Below are 15,963 nucleotides of genomic sequence, written 5' to 3'. Positions count from 1 at the left end.
ATGCGTGGCGGCATCGGCGCGGCGCAGCGCGGATTGGACGATAATGGATATTTCAGCCTGTCCGATTGTCTGAATGGATCTCTTTTCCGATGGCGCCAGCCTGCTGCCGATTCCGATCGAGGATGGCGTACTGGCATACATGGCCCGGTTCCCGCTGCCGTGCAGCAGTGCCGAGGTGCTGGCGCAACTCATCCGCGATACCCACTGGCGCGCCGACACGATCGTCGTGTACGGCAAGCGCTACCTGCAGCCGCGCCTGACGGCGTGGTATGGCGAAGCCGCTTATACCTATTCCGGCTTGACGCTGCAGCCTGCGCCCATGTCACCGCTGCTGGCGCAGTTGCGCACCACGGTCGAGGACGTTACGGGTCATCGCTACAACAGCGTGCTGTTGAATTATTATCGCGACGGTAAGGACAGCATGGGCATGCACAGCGACGACGAACCGGAACTGGGACTGCGTCCCGTCATCGCCTCGCTCAGCCTGGGGGCCGCGCGCACGTTCATCTTGCGTCACAAGACCATCAAGCGGACCGTCAAGCTGGATTTGACGGATGGCGGTTTGTTATTGATGGCAGGTGATCTGCAGAAAAATTGGTTGCATGGAATAAATAAATCCGTACGCGTAACCGGTCCGCGTATCAATTTAACTTTCCGCTACGTCGGCTAATTCCTACTTAATTTCTCCAATGACTTTTAAATACTAATGAACAACCGGTCATTAAGTTACATCTGATTACAGTTCTTACCGATTCGGCACGGACATGAAGAGGGCTGGCTGATATCTTGACTGCATCGCCATTCATGTTGAATGGCGAACCAGTCAAACAAAGGAATCACCATGAAAAAGCTGATCGTCGCCCTGCTGGCCAGCGCCGCCGCCATCTCCGCCGCCCAGGCCCAGACCACCACCGCGCCGCGCGCGTACGTCGGCGTGGGCATCGCTACCGCCGACCATGAGGATTCATACTCGGGCCTGAGCAGCTTCAACAGCGATGGCTACAAAGCCTCCGGCAAGATCTATGGCGGGTACGAGATCAACCCGATGTGGGCGGTTGAAGCCGGCTATACCGATTTCCGCAAGTCGAACTTCAACTACAGCTCGGCTGCCACCACCATCAACGGCGACACCAAGGGCTACGGCTACTACCTGGCCGCCAAGGCTAGCGCACCGATCAACGACCAGTTCTCGGTCTACGGCAAGCTGGGCGTGCAGCACAGCCAGCGCGAACTGCGCAGCGTTGCCTACAACCTGAAGGATGACGATACCGGTGCCTACGGTGCGCTGGGTCTGCAGTACAACATCAACCAGCAGGTTGCGCTGACCGCCGAGTACGAGCGCTACGGCAAGAGCAAGGATTTCGGTGCCAAGGCCGACGTCTGGACCGTGGGCGCCCATTACGCTTTCTAAGCTGCGCGCTGCAGTACCGCGAAGCAAAAGGACCTGCGGGTCCTTTTTTCGTTAACGACCGTATCAACGCAGCACGTGTTCGTGGCCGTTCTGCGGCGGTATCCAGGGCGGCAAGGGTGGCGGCGTCGTGGGCGCGCGGAAACCGGCCGCGACGAAACGGTGCAGCGACGACCAAGGCCACTCGGCCGCATTCCCGCACAGGCCATGCCGCACCGGATTGCCGTGGACGTAGTCGATCAGCGCCGTATATTCCTGGTCGTCACCGATGCGGTAATCGCGGTAATGGCGTTCCCAGATCGCCTCGCCGAGTCCCCCCAGGCGCGCGCCGGGAGCGCAGGATTTGTTCAAGGCCTTCGAAAACGCGATCTTGACGGCGCGCCAGCGCATGGCGCAATCGTGGTCGCCCGGTGGCAGGGTCCAGATCGCGTGCGCGTGGCTGGGCAGCACGACCCAGGCATCGACGTGGAAAGGTTTGCGGATCCTGGCCTGGCGCATGGCTTCGCCGAAGGCCGAAAAATGGTCGGTCAACAAAGTGCTGTGGCGGTCCAGCAGTCGTACCGTGAAAAAGAAGGTTCCACCCGGTACGCGGTTATCGCGGTAATGTGTCATGAATCCGGTCTGCCGGGCGGTAGGGCAGGGGCGCCAATGCGACGCATGCCGGCCGGGCATCAACAACTCAACGATGGGCGATTTTAAACACGTTTCGTCATCGATGAGTTTTCATTTCCGCGCAAAAACGGATCTGTAAAAACGGCAAGTGACTGTTTTTACGATAAAAAACCCTGCCAGCCTGGATGGGCTGGCAGGGTTGCAGGCAGCGGCGTCTGCGCGCGTGTCGCGCGCCAGCGACTCAGGCGGACAGCGGCTTGTAGCGGATACGCTTCGGCTTGGCGCCTTCTTCGCCCAGGCGCTTCTTCTTGTCGGCCTCGTATTCCTGGTAATTGCCGTTGAAGAAGGTGACTTGCGAGTTGCCCTCGAACGCCAGGATGTGGGTGGCGATACGGTCCAGGAACCAGCGGTCGTGCGAGATCACCATCACGCTGCCGGCAAATTCCAGCAGCGCGTCTTCGAGGGCGCGCAGGGTTTCGACGTCGAGGTCGTTCGACGGTTCGTCCAGCAGCAGCACGTTGCCGCCCATCAGCAGGGTTTTGGCCAGGTGCAGGCGGCCGCGTTCGCCGCCCGACAGGTTACCGACGATCTTTTGCTGGTCGGCGCCCTTGAAATTGAAGCGGCCGAGATAGGCACGCGACGGCATCTCGAAGCGGCCGACGCTGAGCATGTCGGCGCCGCCGGTAACGTCCTCGAACACGGTCTTGCCGTTGCTGAGGTCTTCACGGGTCTGGCCGACCAGCGACACTTTCGCGGTCTGGCCGATCACGACTTCACCGCTGTCCGGCTGCTCGAGGCCGGCGATCATCTTGAACAGGGTCGACTTGCCGGCGCCGTTCGGACCGATGATGCCGACGATCGCGCCCGGCGGTACGGTGAACGAGACATCGTCGAGCAGCAGGCGGTCACCGAACGCTTTGCTGACGTTCTTGAACTCGATGACTTCGTTGCCCAGGCGTTCCGCCACCGGAATGAAAATTTCCTGGGTCTCGTTGCGCTTCTGGTATTCGTATTCGCTCAGTTCGTTGAAGCGGGCCAGGCGCGCCTTCGATTTCGCCTGCCGCGCCTTCGGATTCTGGCGCGCCCACTCGAGTTCCTTGGCCAGCGCCTTCTGGCGCGCCGATTCGGTCGCTTCTTCCTGTTTCAGGCGCGCCTGCTTCTGGTCCAGCCAGGACGAATAATTGCCCTTCCACGGGATGCCCGAGCCGCGGTCCAGTTCCAGGATCCATTCGGCGGCATTGTCGAGGAAGTAGCGGTCGTGGGTGATGCCGACCACGGTGCCCGGGAAGCGCAGCAGGAACTGTTCCAGCCACTCGACCGATTCGGCGTCCAGGTGGTTGGTGGGTTCGTCCAGCAACAGCATGTCCGGTTTGCTGAGCAGCAGCTTGCACAGCGCCACGCGGCGCTTTTCGCCGCCGGACAGTACGCCGACCTTGGCATCCCACGGCGGCAGGCGCAGCGCATCGGCCGCCATTTCCAGCTGCAGGTTCAGGTTGCCGCCGTCGGCTGCGGCGATGATCGATTCCAGGCGCTCCTGCTCCTTGGCCAGCGCATCGAAATCGGCGTCTTCTTCCGCGTAGGCGGCGTACACCGCTTCCAGCTTGGCTTGCGCCTCGAAGGCTTCGCCCAGGCCGCTTTCCACTTCCTGGCGCACGGTCTTGTCCGGATCGAGCTGCGGTTCCTGCGGCAGGTAGCCGATGTTCAGGCCCGGCATCGGCCGCGCTTCGCCCTGGATGTCGGTATCGATGCCGGCCATGATCTTCAGCAGCGTCGACTTGCCCGAGCCGTTCAGGCCCAGCACGCCGATCTTGGCGCCCGGGAAGAACGACAGCGAAATATCCTTCAAAATCTGCCGTTTCGGTGGGACGATCTTGCCCACGCGGTTCATGGTATAGACGTAATTGGCCATGTGATGTCAGTGACTCGGTGAGAAATAAGGACGACAGGATACTGTAAAAATTCGGGGTCAGAGCACAATTCGGGGTCCGACCCCGAATTGTGCTCTGACCCCGAATTGCTCAAGCCTGCTTGGTGACGGTAGCTTGCGGGCGCTTCCATAAACCTTCGGCGGCGAACAGGGCCAGGGCCAGCCAGATCAAGACGAAGCCGACCAGGCGCTCACGCGTAAACGCTTCGTGGAACAGCCAGACGCCGAGCAGGAATTGTAGCGTCGGCGACAGATATTGCAGCAGGCCCAGCACGGATAGTGGAATCTGGCGCGCGCCCGAAGCGAACAGCAGTAGCGGGATGGCGGTGATCGGCCCGGCGGCGATCAGCAGCAGCCGGGTCGTGTTCGAGCCGGTATTGACGAAGGCGTTCTGGCCGTGCAGCGTCAGCCAGGTGACGTAGGCGGCCGCCAGCGGGAACAGCACCATGGTCTCGAACGACAAGCCCTCCAGGGCGCCCAGCCTGGCAGTCTTGCGCAGCAGGCCGTAGCCGCCGAAGGAGGCGGCCAGCGCCAGCGCGATCCAGGGCACGGTGCCGGCCTGCCAGGTCAGCCAGGCGACGCCGAGCGCCGCCACCCCGATCGCCATCCATTGGGTGCGGCGCAGGCGCTCGTGCAGCAGGACATAGCCGAACATGATGTTCACCAGCGGGTTGATGAAGTAGCCGAGGCTGGCCTCGATCACGTGGCCGTTGTTCACCGCCCAGATATAGATCAGCCAGTTGATGCTGAGCAGCAGGGCGGAGGCGATGAAGCTGCCCAGCACGCGCGGCTGGCGCACCTGGGTCAGCCAGGCCCACTGGCGGCGCAGGGTCAGCACGATCAACAGGAACAGCAGCGACCACAGCATGCGGTGCGCCAGGATCTGCAGCGGCGGTACTTCCTGGATCGCGTGAAAATACAGCGGAAACAAACCCCAGCACAGGAAGGCGAGGGCGGCGGACAGGGTGCCGGTGCGCATGGTGGACTAAAAGTATTGACGGGCAGACATTATCCCCGAACTAGACCATCCTTGCCGGTGGCTCGGCATTTCTTGCTGGCGTCCTGTATTAACGTGCGCTCGAGCGTGCCCCGATGATGCAGACTGACCACGCGAATTTTTAATTTAGCAAAAAACTCTGAGAAAATAGCCGGACTGCCGGGAGACGAACGCGCGTCTTTTCCGGCGCCTATCCTATGGTGCTTCGCACCAGAACAACAAATGGTGACATCTTGACGTCGCAACACAATAAAAGCAGCCTGGCGGCGCTGACCCTGGCGGCGGTCGGCATCGTCTACGGCGACATCGGCACGAGCCCGCTGTACACCCTGAAGACCATCTTCGACCCGGCCCATGGCTTGCCGTTAAATACGCCCAACTTGCTCGGTATCGTGTCGCTGATCTTCTGGGGCTTGACGATGATCGTCTCCCTCAAGTATGTGACCCTGGTGCTGCGCGCCGATAACCGCGGCGAAGGCGGCATCATGGCGCTGATGGCGCTGGCCCTGAATTCGGTCACGCGCCACTCGCGCTGGCATTTTCCCTTGATGCTGATCGGCGTGTTCGGCGCCACCATGTTCTACGGCGACAGCGTGATCACGCCGGCGATCTCGGTGCTGGGCGCGATCGAGGGCCTGGAGGTGGCAACGCCGGCGCTGGCGCACTACGTGGTGCCGCTGACCATCGTCGTGCTGGTGATCCTGTACAGCGTGCAGCGCCACGGCACCGCGGGGATCGGCCGCTGGTTCGCGCCGGTGATGATGATCTGGTTCCTGGCGCTGGCGATCATGGGCATCATCAATATCGTGCAGGCGCCGGTGATCCTGCAGGCGCTCAATCCCTGGCACGCCCTCGAATTCATGCTGCGCAACCGCTTCGTCGCCTTCGTCGCGCTGGGCGCGGTGGTGCTGGCCTTTACGGGCGCCGAGGCGCTGTACGCCGACATGGGCCACTTCGGCAAGACGCCGATCCGGCAAGCCTGGTTCATGGTGGTGTTCCCGGCGCTGGCGCTGAACTACCTGGGGCAGGGCGGCCTCTTGATCACGCGCCCGGACGCCATCGACAACCCGTTCTTCCACCAGCTCGGCAGCTGGAGCGTGCTGCCGCTGGTGGTGCTGTCGACCATGGCCGCGGTGATCGCCTCGCAGGCGACGATTTCCGGCACCTTTTCGATGACCAAGCAGGCGATCGCGCTCGGCCTGCTGCCGCGCATGCGCGTGATGCACACCTCGGAGAGCGAGATCGGCCAGATCTACGTGCCGGCGGTGAACTGGCTGCAGCTGACCGTGGTCCTGATCGCGGTGGTCGGCTTCGGTTCCTCGGACCGCCTGGCCGGCGCCTACGGCATCGCCGTCACCGCTACCATGTTCGCGACCACTTTTTTGACCTTCTTCGTCACGCGCTACCGCTGGCACCTGCCGCTGGCGGTGTGCCTGGGCGCTACCGGCTTTTTCATGGCGATGGACGTGATGCTGTTCTCGGCCAGTACCTTGAAATTGCTGCACGGCGGCTGGTTCCCGCTGCTGCTCGGCGCCATCCTGCTGACCATCATGCTGACCTGGAAGCGCGGCCGCGAACTGGTGTTCGAGAACCTGGAAAAGCACGCGATCCCGCTCGAAGACTTCCTGCAATCGCTGTTCGTGGCGCCGCCGGCGCGCGTGGCCGGCACCGCCATCTTCCTGCGCGGCGAGACCGACGGCGTGCCGCACGCGCTGTTGCACAACCTGCTGCACAACAAGGTGCTGCACGAGCGCGTGACCTTCTTGACGGTGCGCATCCGCGAAGAACCGTACGTGCCGTCCAGCGAACAGGTGGAAGTCGTCGCCCTCGGCCACAACTGCTACCAGCTGAACATCACCTACGGCTTCAAGGACGAGCCCAATATCCCCGACATCATGCAATTGTGCGCCGCCCAGGGCTTGAGCTTCGAGATGATGGAGACCTCGTTCTTCATCGCGCGCCAGACCGTGATCTCGGTGCCGGGCCGCGGCATGGCCCCCTGGCGCGAACATCTGTATGTGGCGATGCAGCGCAATGCCCGTACCGCCGCCGACTATTACCAGATTCCAGCCAACCGGGTGATCGAACTCGGTACCCAGGTGGAGATCTGAGCCGGCGGCGACAAGCTGTTACAAATGGACACAAATGGCCGAAAGCCATGCTCTGCGGGTTGGGGTAAGGTTGATAGTTTCCTAACCTAAACTTTACCCGCAGGAGTTCCATGAAACTGAAGCCGTCCTTCGCCGCCGTCCTCGTCGCCGCTTCCATCACCGCCCTCGGCTTGAGCGCGTGCGGCGGCGGCAGCAGTTCCGGCAGCACCAGCGTCGTCGTCGCCAATCCGGCCGCCTTCAGCGCCACCGACACCACCGTCGGCACCGGCGCCGAAGCCACCGCCGGCAAGACCGCCACCGTCACCTACACCGGCTGGCTGTACAGCACCACGGCCACCAACAACAAGGGCACCCAGTTCGACAGCGGCTCGTTCTCGTACGTGGTCGGCGGCAGTTCGGTGATCCCCGGCTTCGACCGCGGCGTGACCGGCATGAAGGTGGGCGGCAAGCGCACCGTGCTGATTCCATCGAGCCTGGGCTACGGCACCGGCGGTTCGGGCGCCATCCCGGCGAATGCCGGCCTGGTGTTCGACATCGAGCTCACCGCCGTCAAATAAAACCATTATTCGCGCAGCGCCAGCAGCGGCCGCATGCGCACCGCCGCCAGCGTGTGGCGCAGGGTCGCGCCCAGCGCCACGGCCAGGGCCACCAGCAGCGCCGCGGCGATGGTCCAGATGCCGACCGGCGCCCGTTCGGCGAAGCCGCCCAGGTAGCGCTGAAGCGCGACGTACGCCAGCGGCAGCCCGACCAGCGCACCGGCGCCGACCAGCAGGGCGAATTCGCGCAGTACCAGCCGGCCGACCGCGGCGCCGCCGGCGCCGTACAGCTTGCGCAGCACGATCTCCTTTGCGCGCCGTTGCACGTTGTAGGCCGCCAGCACGTAGATGCCGAAGGCGGCGATGCCGGTGGCGACCACGCTGGCCACGGCCAGCAGCCTGGCCAGGCGCAGGTCGTCGGCATAGAACAGGTCGGCCATCAATGCCGGCATGCGCGTGATGCCCAGCGCTTCGTTGGGAAAATAGCGCGGCCACAGCGCTTCGATGGCGCGCCGGACGGATTCCAGGTCGCCGCTGCAGCGCACCGTGAAAAAGCCGACCCGCTCGTGCAGGTAGAACACGCTCGGCTGCTGTGCCGGCCGCGCAGCCGCAGCGGGTGGCGCTGGGCGCGCTGTTCGAACGGGTGGCGGCGCTGGTGGGACCGCACTGGCGCGCGCGCGGCGGCGCCGTCGCGTTTTCGGTGGAGCCGGGCTCGCTGGAACTGGTGGTCGATCCCGGCCAGCTGGAGCAAGCCCTGATCAACCTGCTCAAGAACGCCTTCGAGGCCACCGCCGGCAGCCCCGGCCAGGCACGCGTGGCGGCGCGCCTGGTGCGCGGCAGCCGCCTGCGCATCGAGGTCAGCGACGACGGTCCCGGCATTCCCGAAGGTTTGGCGGCCCACATCTTCACGCCCTTCTTCACCACCAGGAAGCAGGGCGGCGGCATCGGCCTGGCGCTGGTGCGCCACCTGATCCACGAAAACGGCGGCACCGTGCGCCATGCCAGGCCGGTGGGGCGCGGCGCCCGCTTCATCATCACCTTCTGAAGCCGCCGGCACGAACCGCATGGCGGCGCTGCATGCGTCGGCGGCCGCATCCCTTGCCCTGCAGTCCGTGCCAGCAGCTTTTAAAGTGGCAATTTCTTGATGGATATTAAAGACATCGCACTTGCATACGCCTGATCTGGCTCAGGCCGTACCGGGCGGCGCGGCCGTATCGTGGTCGTGTCCGTTCAACGTCCGGAGCCCGCCATGTCTTTTTACTCGTCGTTTCCCGTCACCCGGATGCTGCTCCACGCCGTGCGGCGTTCTCTTGCCGCGTGGCTGGCGCTGGGGCTGGGCTGCCTGTCCTGGGCCGCGCACGCCGCGCCCGCCGACAGCGCCGCCTGGGCATATTCCATCAATTTCTTGCCGGACGGCTTTGCCCCGTCCGCCATCAACGGCAGCGGCCAGATCGTCGGCACCTACCAGGGCATGGCGGCGGTGCTGGGAGAGGGCGGCATCGCCACCTTGCCGGGCGCCAGGTCCGGCAGCTTCGGCCTGGGCATCAACGACCATGGCGGCATCGTCGGCGCCTTCGATTCCTCGTACAGCGGCATCGCCTTCTCGTATGTCGACGGCAGGCTGGTGTCGCTCGGCGAGCGCCTGCCGTCATCCTACGGCTATTCCAACGCCACCGGCATCAACGATGCCGGCATCATCATCGGCAATGCCCAGCCGCCCATCGGCGAAGCGGCGCGCGGCTACGTCTACGACGGCGCCGGCTTCCGCTTCATTCCGACCTTCGGCGGCGACTGGAGCAACGCGGCCGCCATCAATGCGTCCGGCGCCGTGGTCGGCCTCTCGACGCTGCCGGGCGGGGGCGCCCTGACCCCCCTGCGGCACGCCTACCTCGACAATGCCGCCGGCACGCTCGACCTGGGCACGCTGGGCGGCGTGAACAGCGAAGCCTACGACATCAACGACGCCGGCCTGGTGGTCGGGTGGTCGGAGACCACGGTCGATCCCGACAATCCGCCCTTGTCGCGCCCTTTCCTGTACCGCGACGGCGCCATGCGCGACCTGGGGTCGCTGGGCGGCTACTACGGTTACGCGCGCGGAATCAACAATGCCGGCGTGGTGGTCGGCGAATCCGACCTCGTCACCGACACCGGCTGGGGTTCGCACGCCTTCCTGTACCGCGACGGCGCCATGATCGACCTGAACACGCTGCTGGCGGATGCGGGCGGGTGGGAACTGGTGGACGCCTCCGACATCAACGATGCCGGCCAGATCCTGGGCCGCGCCTGCCGCGCGGGCGATTGCGTGGCGGTGCGTCTCGACCTGGTGCCGGCAGTGCCGGAGCCGGGCGCCTGGGCGCTGCTGCTGGGCGGACTCGGCCTGCTGGCAGGGCGCGGGCGGCGCCGCGGCGCGCGCGCCCTGCGTAGCACCGGCGCCGCCGTGGCGGCGGCGCTGGCGGCCAGTGCCGCCGTCATCAGCCCGGCCGCGCTGGCGGCGCCGCTCTACGGCGCCACCTTCCTGCCTGAGGGCCTGCAAGCCTACGGCATCGACAACGGCGGGCGCATCGCCGGCTGGGGCAACAACGGCACCTATACGCGCGCCTTTGTCTGGGAGGGCGGCGCCACGGCGTTCCTGCCCACGCTGGGCGGCCCCACGGCGTTCGCCACGTCGATCGCCGGCGGCGTGGTGGCCGGCGCCTCGGCCTCGGGTGACGCCGCCCGCGGCTTCGTGTATGCCGGCGGCGCGATCCAGGCGATCGGCACCCTGTACGGCGGCGACAGCTATGCCTACGGCGTGAACGCGGCCGGCCAGGCGGTCGGCGAATCCACCGACATGTCCGGCACCAGCCGCGCCTTTTTGTACAGCGGCGGCACGCTGCTCGATATCGGCGACCTGGGCGGCGGCGACGCGCGTGCGCGCGCCATCAACGAGGCCGGCGTCATCGCCGGCGGCTCGCGGCCGGGCGCCGCCTTCCCGGACGACGGCGCCCATGCCTTTTTGTACCGCGATGGCGTCATGTCCGATCTCGGGACGCTGGGCGGCGGCTTCAGCTGGGCCAATGCGCTCAACGATGCGGGGCAGGTGGCCGGCTACAGCCTGACCGCGGGCGACGCCGCCTGGCGTCCGTTCCTGTACAGCGACGGCGTGATGCGCGACCTCGGTTCCTTCGGCGGCGACTGGGGAGAGGCGCACGGCATCAATGCGGCCGGCCTGGTGGTCGGCGCCTCCAGCCTGCCGGGCTTCGGCTTTTCCCATGCGTTCGTGTATGCCGATGGCGAACTGCTCGACCTGAATGCGCTGGTCGGCGGCCTCGGCATCTTCACGCTGACCGACGCGGTCGGCATCGACGACCTCGGACAGATCGCGGCGAACGGCTGCACCGAATTCGGTTATTGCGCGCCGGTGCTGCTCACGCCGGTGCCCGAGCCGGCCTCGGTGCCGCTGCTGCTGGCGGGGCTGCTGGTGCTGGCGCTCCTGAGCGCGCCGCGCTATCCGCTCGTGCGTACGGCCTGAAAACGCACGCGGTGCTATGCTGAGGTCCGCCTGGCCATGCCGGCCAGGGCACATCCCGGAGGACGGCAATGGCAACGACGGACAGCGTGCAAGCGCAAGCGATTCACGATTTGACGCCGCGCCAGCGCATCGTCGCCATCGTCGGGGCCTCGTCCGGCAACCTGGTCGAGTGGTTCGACTTCTATATCTATTCGTTTTGCGCGCTGTACTTCTCGTCGCAGTTCTTCCCGAAAGGGGACGCCACCACCCAGCTGCTGAACACCGCCGGCATCTTCGCCGCCGGCTTCCTGATGCGTCCCATCGGCGGCTGGCTGTTCGGCCGCATCGCCGACCGCTACGGCCGCCGCAACGCGATGATGATCTCGGTGCTCATGATGTGCGGCGGTTCCCTCATGATCGCGGCGCTGCCGACCTATGCGACGATCGGCACGGCGGCGCCGGTGCTGCTGCTGGTGGCGCGTTTGTTCCAGGGGTTATCCGTGGGCGGTGAATACGGCACCAGCGCCACCTACATGAGCGAGGTGGCCGAACCGGGCCGGCGCGGCTTCTTCGCCTCGTTCCAGTACGTGACCCTGATCGGCGGCCAGCTGGCGGCGCTGCTGGTGCTAGGCGTGCTGCAACTGTTCCTGTCGCACGAGGAACTGGTGGCCTGGGGCTGGCGCATCCCGTTCGTGGTGGGTGCGGCCTCGGCGCTGGTCTCGCTGTACCTGCGCCGTTCGCTGCACGAGACCACCACCGCGGCCGGGCGCACCAGCGAGGCCGCCGGCAGCGTGCTGACGCTGCTGCGCGAGCACCGGCGCGCCTTCGTCACCGTGCTCGGCTTCACGGCGGGCGGCTCGCTGATCTTCTACGCCTTCACCACCTACATGCAGAAGTACCTGGTCAACACGGTCGGCATGAGTGCCAAGACCGCGAGCGGCGTCATGACCGTGTGCCTGCTGATCTACATGGCGCTGCAGCCGCTGTTCGGCGCGCTGTCCGACCGCATCGGCCGGCGCACCTCGATGATCGCCTTCGGCCTGCTGGCGGCGATTTTCACGGCGCCGGTGATGTTCGCGCTGCGCTCGGCCGGCAGTCCGCTGATGGCCGGCGTGCTGATCACCTGCGCGCTGGCGATCGTCAGCCTGTACACCTCGATCGGCGGTTTGATCAAGGCGGAAATGTTCCCGGTCGAGGTGCGCGCGCTGGGCGTGGGGCTGTCATACGCGGTGGCCAACGCCATTTTCGGCGGCAGCGCGGAATACGTGGCGCTGTGGTTCAAGCAGGCCGGCCACGAACCGTATTTCTACTGGTACGTCAGCTTCATGTGCCTGCTGGCCTGCATCGTGGCGATCCGCATGCCGGATCCGACCAAGTCCGGGTTGCTCAAGTAGCCCGCACTCGCACCCGTACACGTGCCGGGGCAGGGCGATGCCACGCCGTCATGGGCTCGTGGCGGCAGCTCTCAGCCTGCATCCGGCTGCGCCGGGCGCAGCATGTCGATGTGCAGGATGCCATCCTCGTCGTACGGGGCAGAGACGGTGACGAAGCCGAAGCCGGCATAGAAGCGCTCCAGGTGCGCCTGGGCGCCGATGCGGATCGCGTGGCCCGGATGCAAACGGTCGGCATGGGCGAGGCCCTGCGCCACCAGTTCGCGCCCGAGTCCGGTGCCGCGCGCGCCGGCGCTGGTGGTGACGCGGCCGATCGACATCTCCTCGTACTTGGCGCCCGGCGCCAGGCAGCGCAGCGTTGCCGCCAGTTCGCGCCTGCCGTCGGCAACCCGCCAGCCGAGCAGGTGGTGCGCGCCCGGATCGAGTCCGTCGATGTCCGGATACAGGCAGGTCTGTTCCAGCACGAATACCTGCTGGCGCAGTGCCAGCATGTCGTGCAGTTGCGCCGCGGTCAGGTCGGCGAAACTGCGCCATTGCCATTCAATCATTGTCGTTTCCATTGCGATGAAATGAGAGGAAAGCCGCGATAAAAGGAAAGCCGCGGCAAAAAGACAAGCGCGCTAAAAAGACATCCGCTTTCACGCCGCCGTCTCGAAACCTTCGAGCACGTTGACCACGGCGATGCCGAGTTCCGCGCCGGCGCCGCCGCCTTCCAGTACGAACACGGTCGGCAAGCCGAGATAGGCGAGGCGCTCGCCGGCGCGCAGGAAGTCCGCGCCGGACAAGCCGAAGTGCGGCGCAATCCGTCCCGGCGGCAGCGCGCCCGCCGGCGGTGAAACGCACGACGATGCGGATGGCTGCGCGAACGGCTGCGCCGCGCCGGCGGTATCCACCCCGAGCGACACCACCAGCGCCTGCGGCGCGAAAGCGGCCAACCTGAGGCAGGCGGTTTCCAGCGCCGCGAACCAGTGCGCCGGACCGGCGTCGCGCGCCAGCGGCAGGTTCAGGGTGCAGCCGAGCCCCGCGCCGGCGCCGGTCTCGCCGGCATGGCCGGCATAGAACGGATAGCTGGTGTGCGGATCGGCATGGATCGAGACGAACGGCACGTCGCCGCGTTCATAGAAGATGTCTTGCGTGCCGCTGCCGTGCGAATAGGCGAGGTCCAGGATGGCGACCCGCTGCAGGCCGTCGTCGAGCAGGTGCTGGGCCGCCAGCGCGGCGTTGTTGAGGAAGCAGGCGCCGCGAAAATAGTCGGCGCCCGCATGCTGGCCCGGCGGACGGGTGAGGGCGAAGGTGACGGGTTCGCCCAGGCGCAGCGCGTGCGCCGCGTTGACCGCGCAATCGGCGCCGGTCTTGGCGGCGGTCCAGGTGCCGGCCGTGAGCGGGCTGGCGCTGTCGCCGGCGTAGCAGCCGAGGCGGGCGCCGAAGTCGTCCGGTTCGGGGAAGGACGTGGCGTCGCCGCGCCGGGTGACGGTCCGCGGCCAGATCCAGGGCAGGATGTCGCGCCCGCCGTGGCGCGCGTCGAGCGCCAGCCAGGCGCTCCAGGCGCTGCGCAGGAAGTGCAGGTAGCGCGGTGCGTGGATGCGTTCCAGCGACACCAGCGGCACGCCGTGCGGCGTGACGATGCGTCCCAGGCCGCGCCGCGCCAGTTCGGCCAGCACGGCGTCGAGGCGTCCCGGCGTGTCGGCGCAGGCGACGGCCTCGCCGCCCAGAATCGCGAAGCGGCCTTCGTGCTGGGCGTGGTGCTCGTTATAAAAGGTCAGCAAGGCATCCTCGATGCGGGCAGGCGGGCGGCGCGGAAAACGCAGTCGGCGCATGTGGCCGGCGCGGCGCCGCCATCCCGTGCCGGCGGCCGCCACGCCGCCTGAAACTCAGTTATTCCCGCACAGCGTGCTGCTGTTGTAGGCCGCGACGAAGTCGTCGAAGCTGCCGCTGTCGCTGCGTTCGATCGCCGCCTGCTCGTCCAGCGACGCGCGCGCCATCTCGTCGAACAGCGCTGCCTCGGCCGGCATCAGCGGCTCGCCGCGCAGGGTGCGCGCATGCAGTTCGCTCTGCTGCAGGCCGAAGCGGGCGAACGAACCGAGGGCGCGCACGTCGGCCAGCACGCGCGCCGACGGCGTCTTGTCCGGGTCGGCGACCTTGGCGCGCTGCGCCTCGAGCGACTCGAGGTGCACGCCCTTGTAGTTGTGTTCGCTGTCCAGCAGCTCGGCCAGCGGACGGATGCGTTCGATCAGTTCGGCCGCCCATTCCGTGAGCGGCACCTCGGCGTCGTCGCGGGTCAGGGTCAAGCCGGGACGGCGGCCTTCCTTGACCGTGCGGGCGAAGTTGCGGGCGTGGACTTGCCCCTCCATCGCATTGATCAGCGGGCTTTCCTCGAGCGCGCAGAACAGCAAGAAGGCGTCCAGGAAGCGCCCGGTTTCCAGCGACACGCCGACCGGCTCGAACGGATCGATGTCGAGGCAGCGCACCTCGATGTACTGCACGCCGCGGTTGCACAGCGCCTGTACCGGGCGCTCGCCGGTGCGGATCACGCGCTTGGGGCGGATGGTCGAATAGTATTCGTTCTCGATCTGCAGGATATTGGTCGACAGCTGCACCCACTCGCCATCCTTCTTGGTGCCGACTTCCTCGTACGGCGGATAGGGGCGGTTGACCGCGTCCATCAGCGAGGTGACGTAGCTTTCCAGGCTGTTTTCGTGCGGGCGCAGGCCGGCTTGCGCATCGTTCTGGTAACCCAGGTCGCTCATGCGCAGGCTGGTGGCGTAGGGCAGGTACAAGGTGTCGTCCGACAGCGCTTCCAGGTTGTGCTCGCGGCCTTCCAGGAAGGCGCTGGCCAGCACCGGAGAAGCGCCGAACAGGTACATCAGCAGCCAGCTGTAGCGGCGGAAATTGCGGATCATCGCAATGTAGCTCTCGGACTGGAAGTCGCGCAGCGCGTTGCGGCGTTCCTCGGCGATGCCTTCGCTTCGGGCCAGCAGCTGCCAGAACGCTTCCGGCAGCGAATAATTGTAGTGGATGCCGGCGATGCACTGCATCGCCTTGCCGTAGCGTAGCGCCAGGCCGCGCCGGTACACGTGCTTGAGCATGCCGATGTTGGAGTTGCCGTACCAGCCTATCTGGATCTCGTCTTCCGGCGGCAGCGCGCACGGCATCGACTGGCTCCACAGCATCTCGCCGTCCAGCTTGGTGTAGGCGTAGCGGTGGACCGCATCCAGGCGGTTCAGGGCCAGGCCGATGTCGTGCTCGGCCGGCGTGATGAATTCGAGCAGGGCTTCCGCGTAGTCGGTGGTGATCTGCGAGTGCGTCAGGGCCGAGCCGAGTGCGGCCGGATGCGGCGTGCGCGCCAGATGGCCGTGCGCGTCCACGCGCAGGGTCTCGCGCTCGATGCCGCGCAAGCCCTGCAGCAGCAGGCCGCGGTGCGCATCGTCGTCCAGCAGGGCCAGGCGGCGGGTCAGTTGGTTCGACACGGGAATTCCTTTCTAACTTTCTAA

At 66.1% G+C, this 15,963-nt stretch carries 14 protein-coding genes; 7 read left to right on the top strand and 7 right to left on the bottom strand.

What is annotated here, in order from left to right; translation table 11 throughout:
- Positions 1 to 73: 73 nt before the first annotated feature.
- Together HH212_RS07850 and HH212_RS07845 are read left to right on the top strand one after the other, a co-directional pair.
- Positions 74 to 670, top strand: a complete 597-nt coding sequence (locus HH212_RS07850) for an alpha-ketoglutarate-dependent dioxygenase AlkB family protein (RefSeq protein ID WP_169434894.1) — start codon at positions 74 to 76, stop codon at positions 668 to 670.
- Between the two features lie 171 nt (positions 671 to 841).
- Positions 842 to 1,411, top strand: coding sequence for a porin family protein (locus tag HH212_RS07845; RefSeq protein WP_169434893.1), 570 nt, complete (start codon positions 842 to 844; stop codon positions 1,409 to 1,411).
- A 63-nt stretch (positions 1,412 to 1,474) separates the two neighbouring features.
- Here the strand turns inward: HH212_RS07845 and HH212_RS07840 are convergent, their stop codons facing one another.
- From HH212_RS07840 to rarD, 3 genes are all read right to left on the bottom strand, one after another.
- Positions 1,475 to 2,020: an REP-associated tyrosine transposase gene (locus HH212_RS07840; protein WP_169434892.1), complete on the bottom strand. Its 546-nt coding sequence runs from the start codon at positions 2,018 to 2,020 to the stop codon at positions 1,475 to 1,477.
- A gap of 241 nt (positions 2,021 to 2,261) precedes the next feature.
- Positions 2,262 to 3,929 (bottom strand): energy-dependent translational throttle protein EttA, encoded by a 1,668-nt coding sequence (ettA, locus tag HH212_RS07835; protein WP_169434891.1) that lies wholly within the window; start codon positions 3,927 to 3,929, stop codon positions 2,262 to 2,264.
- Positions 3,930 to 4,038: 109 nt separating this feature from the next.
- Positions 4,039 to 4,926 (bottom strand): EamA family transporter RarD, encoded by an 888-nt coding sequence (gene rarD, locus HH212_RS07830; protein WP_169434890.1) that lies wholly within the window; start codon positions 4,924 to 4,926, stop codon positions 4,039 to 4,041.
- 251 nt (positions 4,927 to 5,177) lie between these two features.
- Between rarD and HH212_RS07825 the strand changes: the two genes are divergently transcribed.
- Both HH212_RS07825 and HH212_RS07820 read left to right on the top strand, forming a co-directional pair.
- Complete coding sequence (locus HH212_RS07825) at positions 5,178 to 7,055, top strand: potassium transporter Kup (RefSeq protein ID WP_169434889.1); 1,878 nt, start codon at positions 5,178 to 5,180, stop codon at positions 7,053 to 7,055.
- Between the two features lie 110 nt (positions 7,056 to 7,165).
- A complete protein-coding gene (locus tag HH212_RS07820; RefSeq protein WP_169434888.1) occupies positions 7,166 to 7,612 on the top strand; it encodes an FKBP-type peptidyl-prolyl cis-trans isomerase in 447 nt (148 codons plus the stop codon).
- A gap of 5 nt (positions 7,613 to 7,617) precedes the next feature.
- On the opposite strand, the gene HH212_RS07815 is transcribed toward HH212_RS07820, so the two are convergent.
- Positions 7,618 to 8,172, bottom strand: coding sequence for an ABC transporter permease (locus HH212_RS07815; protein WP_169434887.1), 555 nt, complete (start codon positions 8,170 to 8,172; stop codon positions 7,618 to 7,620).
- Positions 8,173 to 8,183: 11 nt separating this feature from the next.
- On the opposite strand from HH212_RS07815, the gene HH212_RS07810 reads away from it, so the two are divergent.
- From HH212_RS07810 to HH212_RS07800, 3 genes are all read left to right on the top strand, one after another.
- Positions 8,184 to 8,636, top strand: coding sequence for a sensor histidine kinase (locus tag HH212_RS07810; RefSeq protein WP_169434886.1), 453 nt, complete (start codon positions 8,184 to 8,186; stop codon positions 8,634 to 8,636).
- Between the two features lie 204 nt (positions 8,637 to 8,840).
- Positions 8,841 to 11,102: a DUF3466 family protein gene (locus HH212_RS07805; RefSeq protein ID WP_169434885.1), complete on the top strand. Its 2,262-nt coding sequence runs from the start codon at positions 8,841 to 8,843 to the stop codon at positions 11,100 to 11,102.
- Between the two features lie 68 nt (positions 11,103 to 11,170).
- Positions 11,171 to 12,475 (top strand): MFS family transporter, encoded by a 1,305-nt coding sequence (locus HH212_RS07800; RefSeq protein ID WP_169434884.1) that lies wholly within the window; start codon positions 11,171 to 11,173, stop codon positions 12,473 to 12,475.
- A gap of 71 nt (positions 12,476 to 12,546) precedes the next feature.
- On the opposite strand, the gene HH212_RS07795 is transcribed toward HH212_RS07800, so the two are convergent.
- From HH212_RS07795 to gshA, 3 genes are all read right to left on the bottom strand, one after another.
- Positions 12,547 to 13,020 carry a GNAT family N-acetyltransferase gene (locus HH212_RS07795; protein ID WP_169434883.1) on the bottom strand — a complete coding sequence of 158 codons (474 nt, stop codon included), beginning with the start codon at positions 13,018 to 13,020 and terminating at the stop codon, positions 12,547 to 12,549.
- Positions 13,021 to 13,110: 90 nt separating this feature from the next.
- Positions 13,111 to 14,238, bottom strand: coding sequence for a histone deacetylase family protein (locus HH212_RS07790; protein WP_170205327.1), 1,128 nt, complete (start codon positions 14,236 to 14,238; stop codon positions 13,111 to 13,113).
- 105 nt (positions 14,239 to 14,343) lie between these two features.
- Complete coding sequence (gene gshA / locus HH212_RS07785) at positions 14,344 to 15,939, bottom strand: glutamate--cysteine ligase (RefSeq protein ID WP_169434882.1); 1,596 nt, start codon at positions 15,937 to 15,939, stop codon at positions 14,344 to 14,346.
- Positions 15,940 to 15,963 lie beyond the last annotated feature (24 nt).

Origin of the sequence: Massilia forsythiae (assembly GCF_012849555.1) — a bacterium.
GTDB lineage: Bacteria > Pseudomonadota > Gammaproteobacteria > Burkholderiales > Burkholderiaceae_D > Telluria > Telluria forsythiae.
This window is presented reverse-complemented; position numbering and strand designations above follow the sequence as displayed.

Coding starts and splice junctions, on each gene's coding strand:
- HH212_RS07850 (WP_169434894.1), top strand. CDS start 74: ATGGATCTCTTTTCCGATGGCGCCAGCCTGCTGCCGATTCCGATCGAG.
- HH212_RS07845 (WP_169434893.1), top strand. CDS start 842: ATGAAAAAGCTGATCGTCGCCCTGCTGGCCAGCGCCGCCGCCATCTCC.
- HH212_RS07840 (WP_169434892.1), bottom strand. CDS start 2,020: ATGACACATTACCGCGATAACCGCGTACCGGGTGGAACCTTCTTTTTC.
- ettA (WP_169434891.1), bottom strand. CDS start 3,929: ATGGCCAATTACGTCTATACCATGAACCGCGTGGGCAAGATCGTCCCA.
- rarD (WP_169434890.1), bottom strand. CDS start 4,926: ATGCGCACCGGCACCCTGTCCGCCGCCCTCGCCTTCCTGTGCTGGGGT.
- HH212_RS07820 (WP_169434888.1), top strand. CDS start 7,166: ATGAAACTGAAGCCGTCCTTCGCCGCCGTCCTCGTCGCCGCTTCCATC.
- HH212_RS07805 (WP_169434885.1), top strand. CDS start 8,841: ATGTCTTTTTACTCGTCGTTTCCCGTCACCCGGATGCTGCTCCACGCC.
- HH212_RS07800 (WP_169434884.1), top strand. CDS start 11,171: ATGGCAACGACGGACAGCGTGCAAGCGCAAGCGATTCACGATTTGACG.
- HH212_RS07795 (WP_169434883.1), bottom strand. CDS start 13,020: ATGATTGAATGGCAATGGCGCAGTTTCGCCGACCTGACCGCGGCGCAA.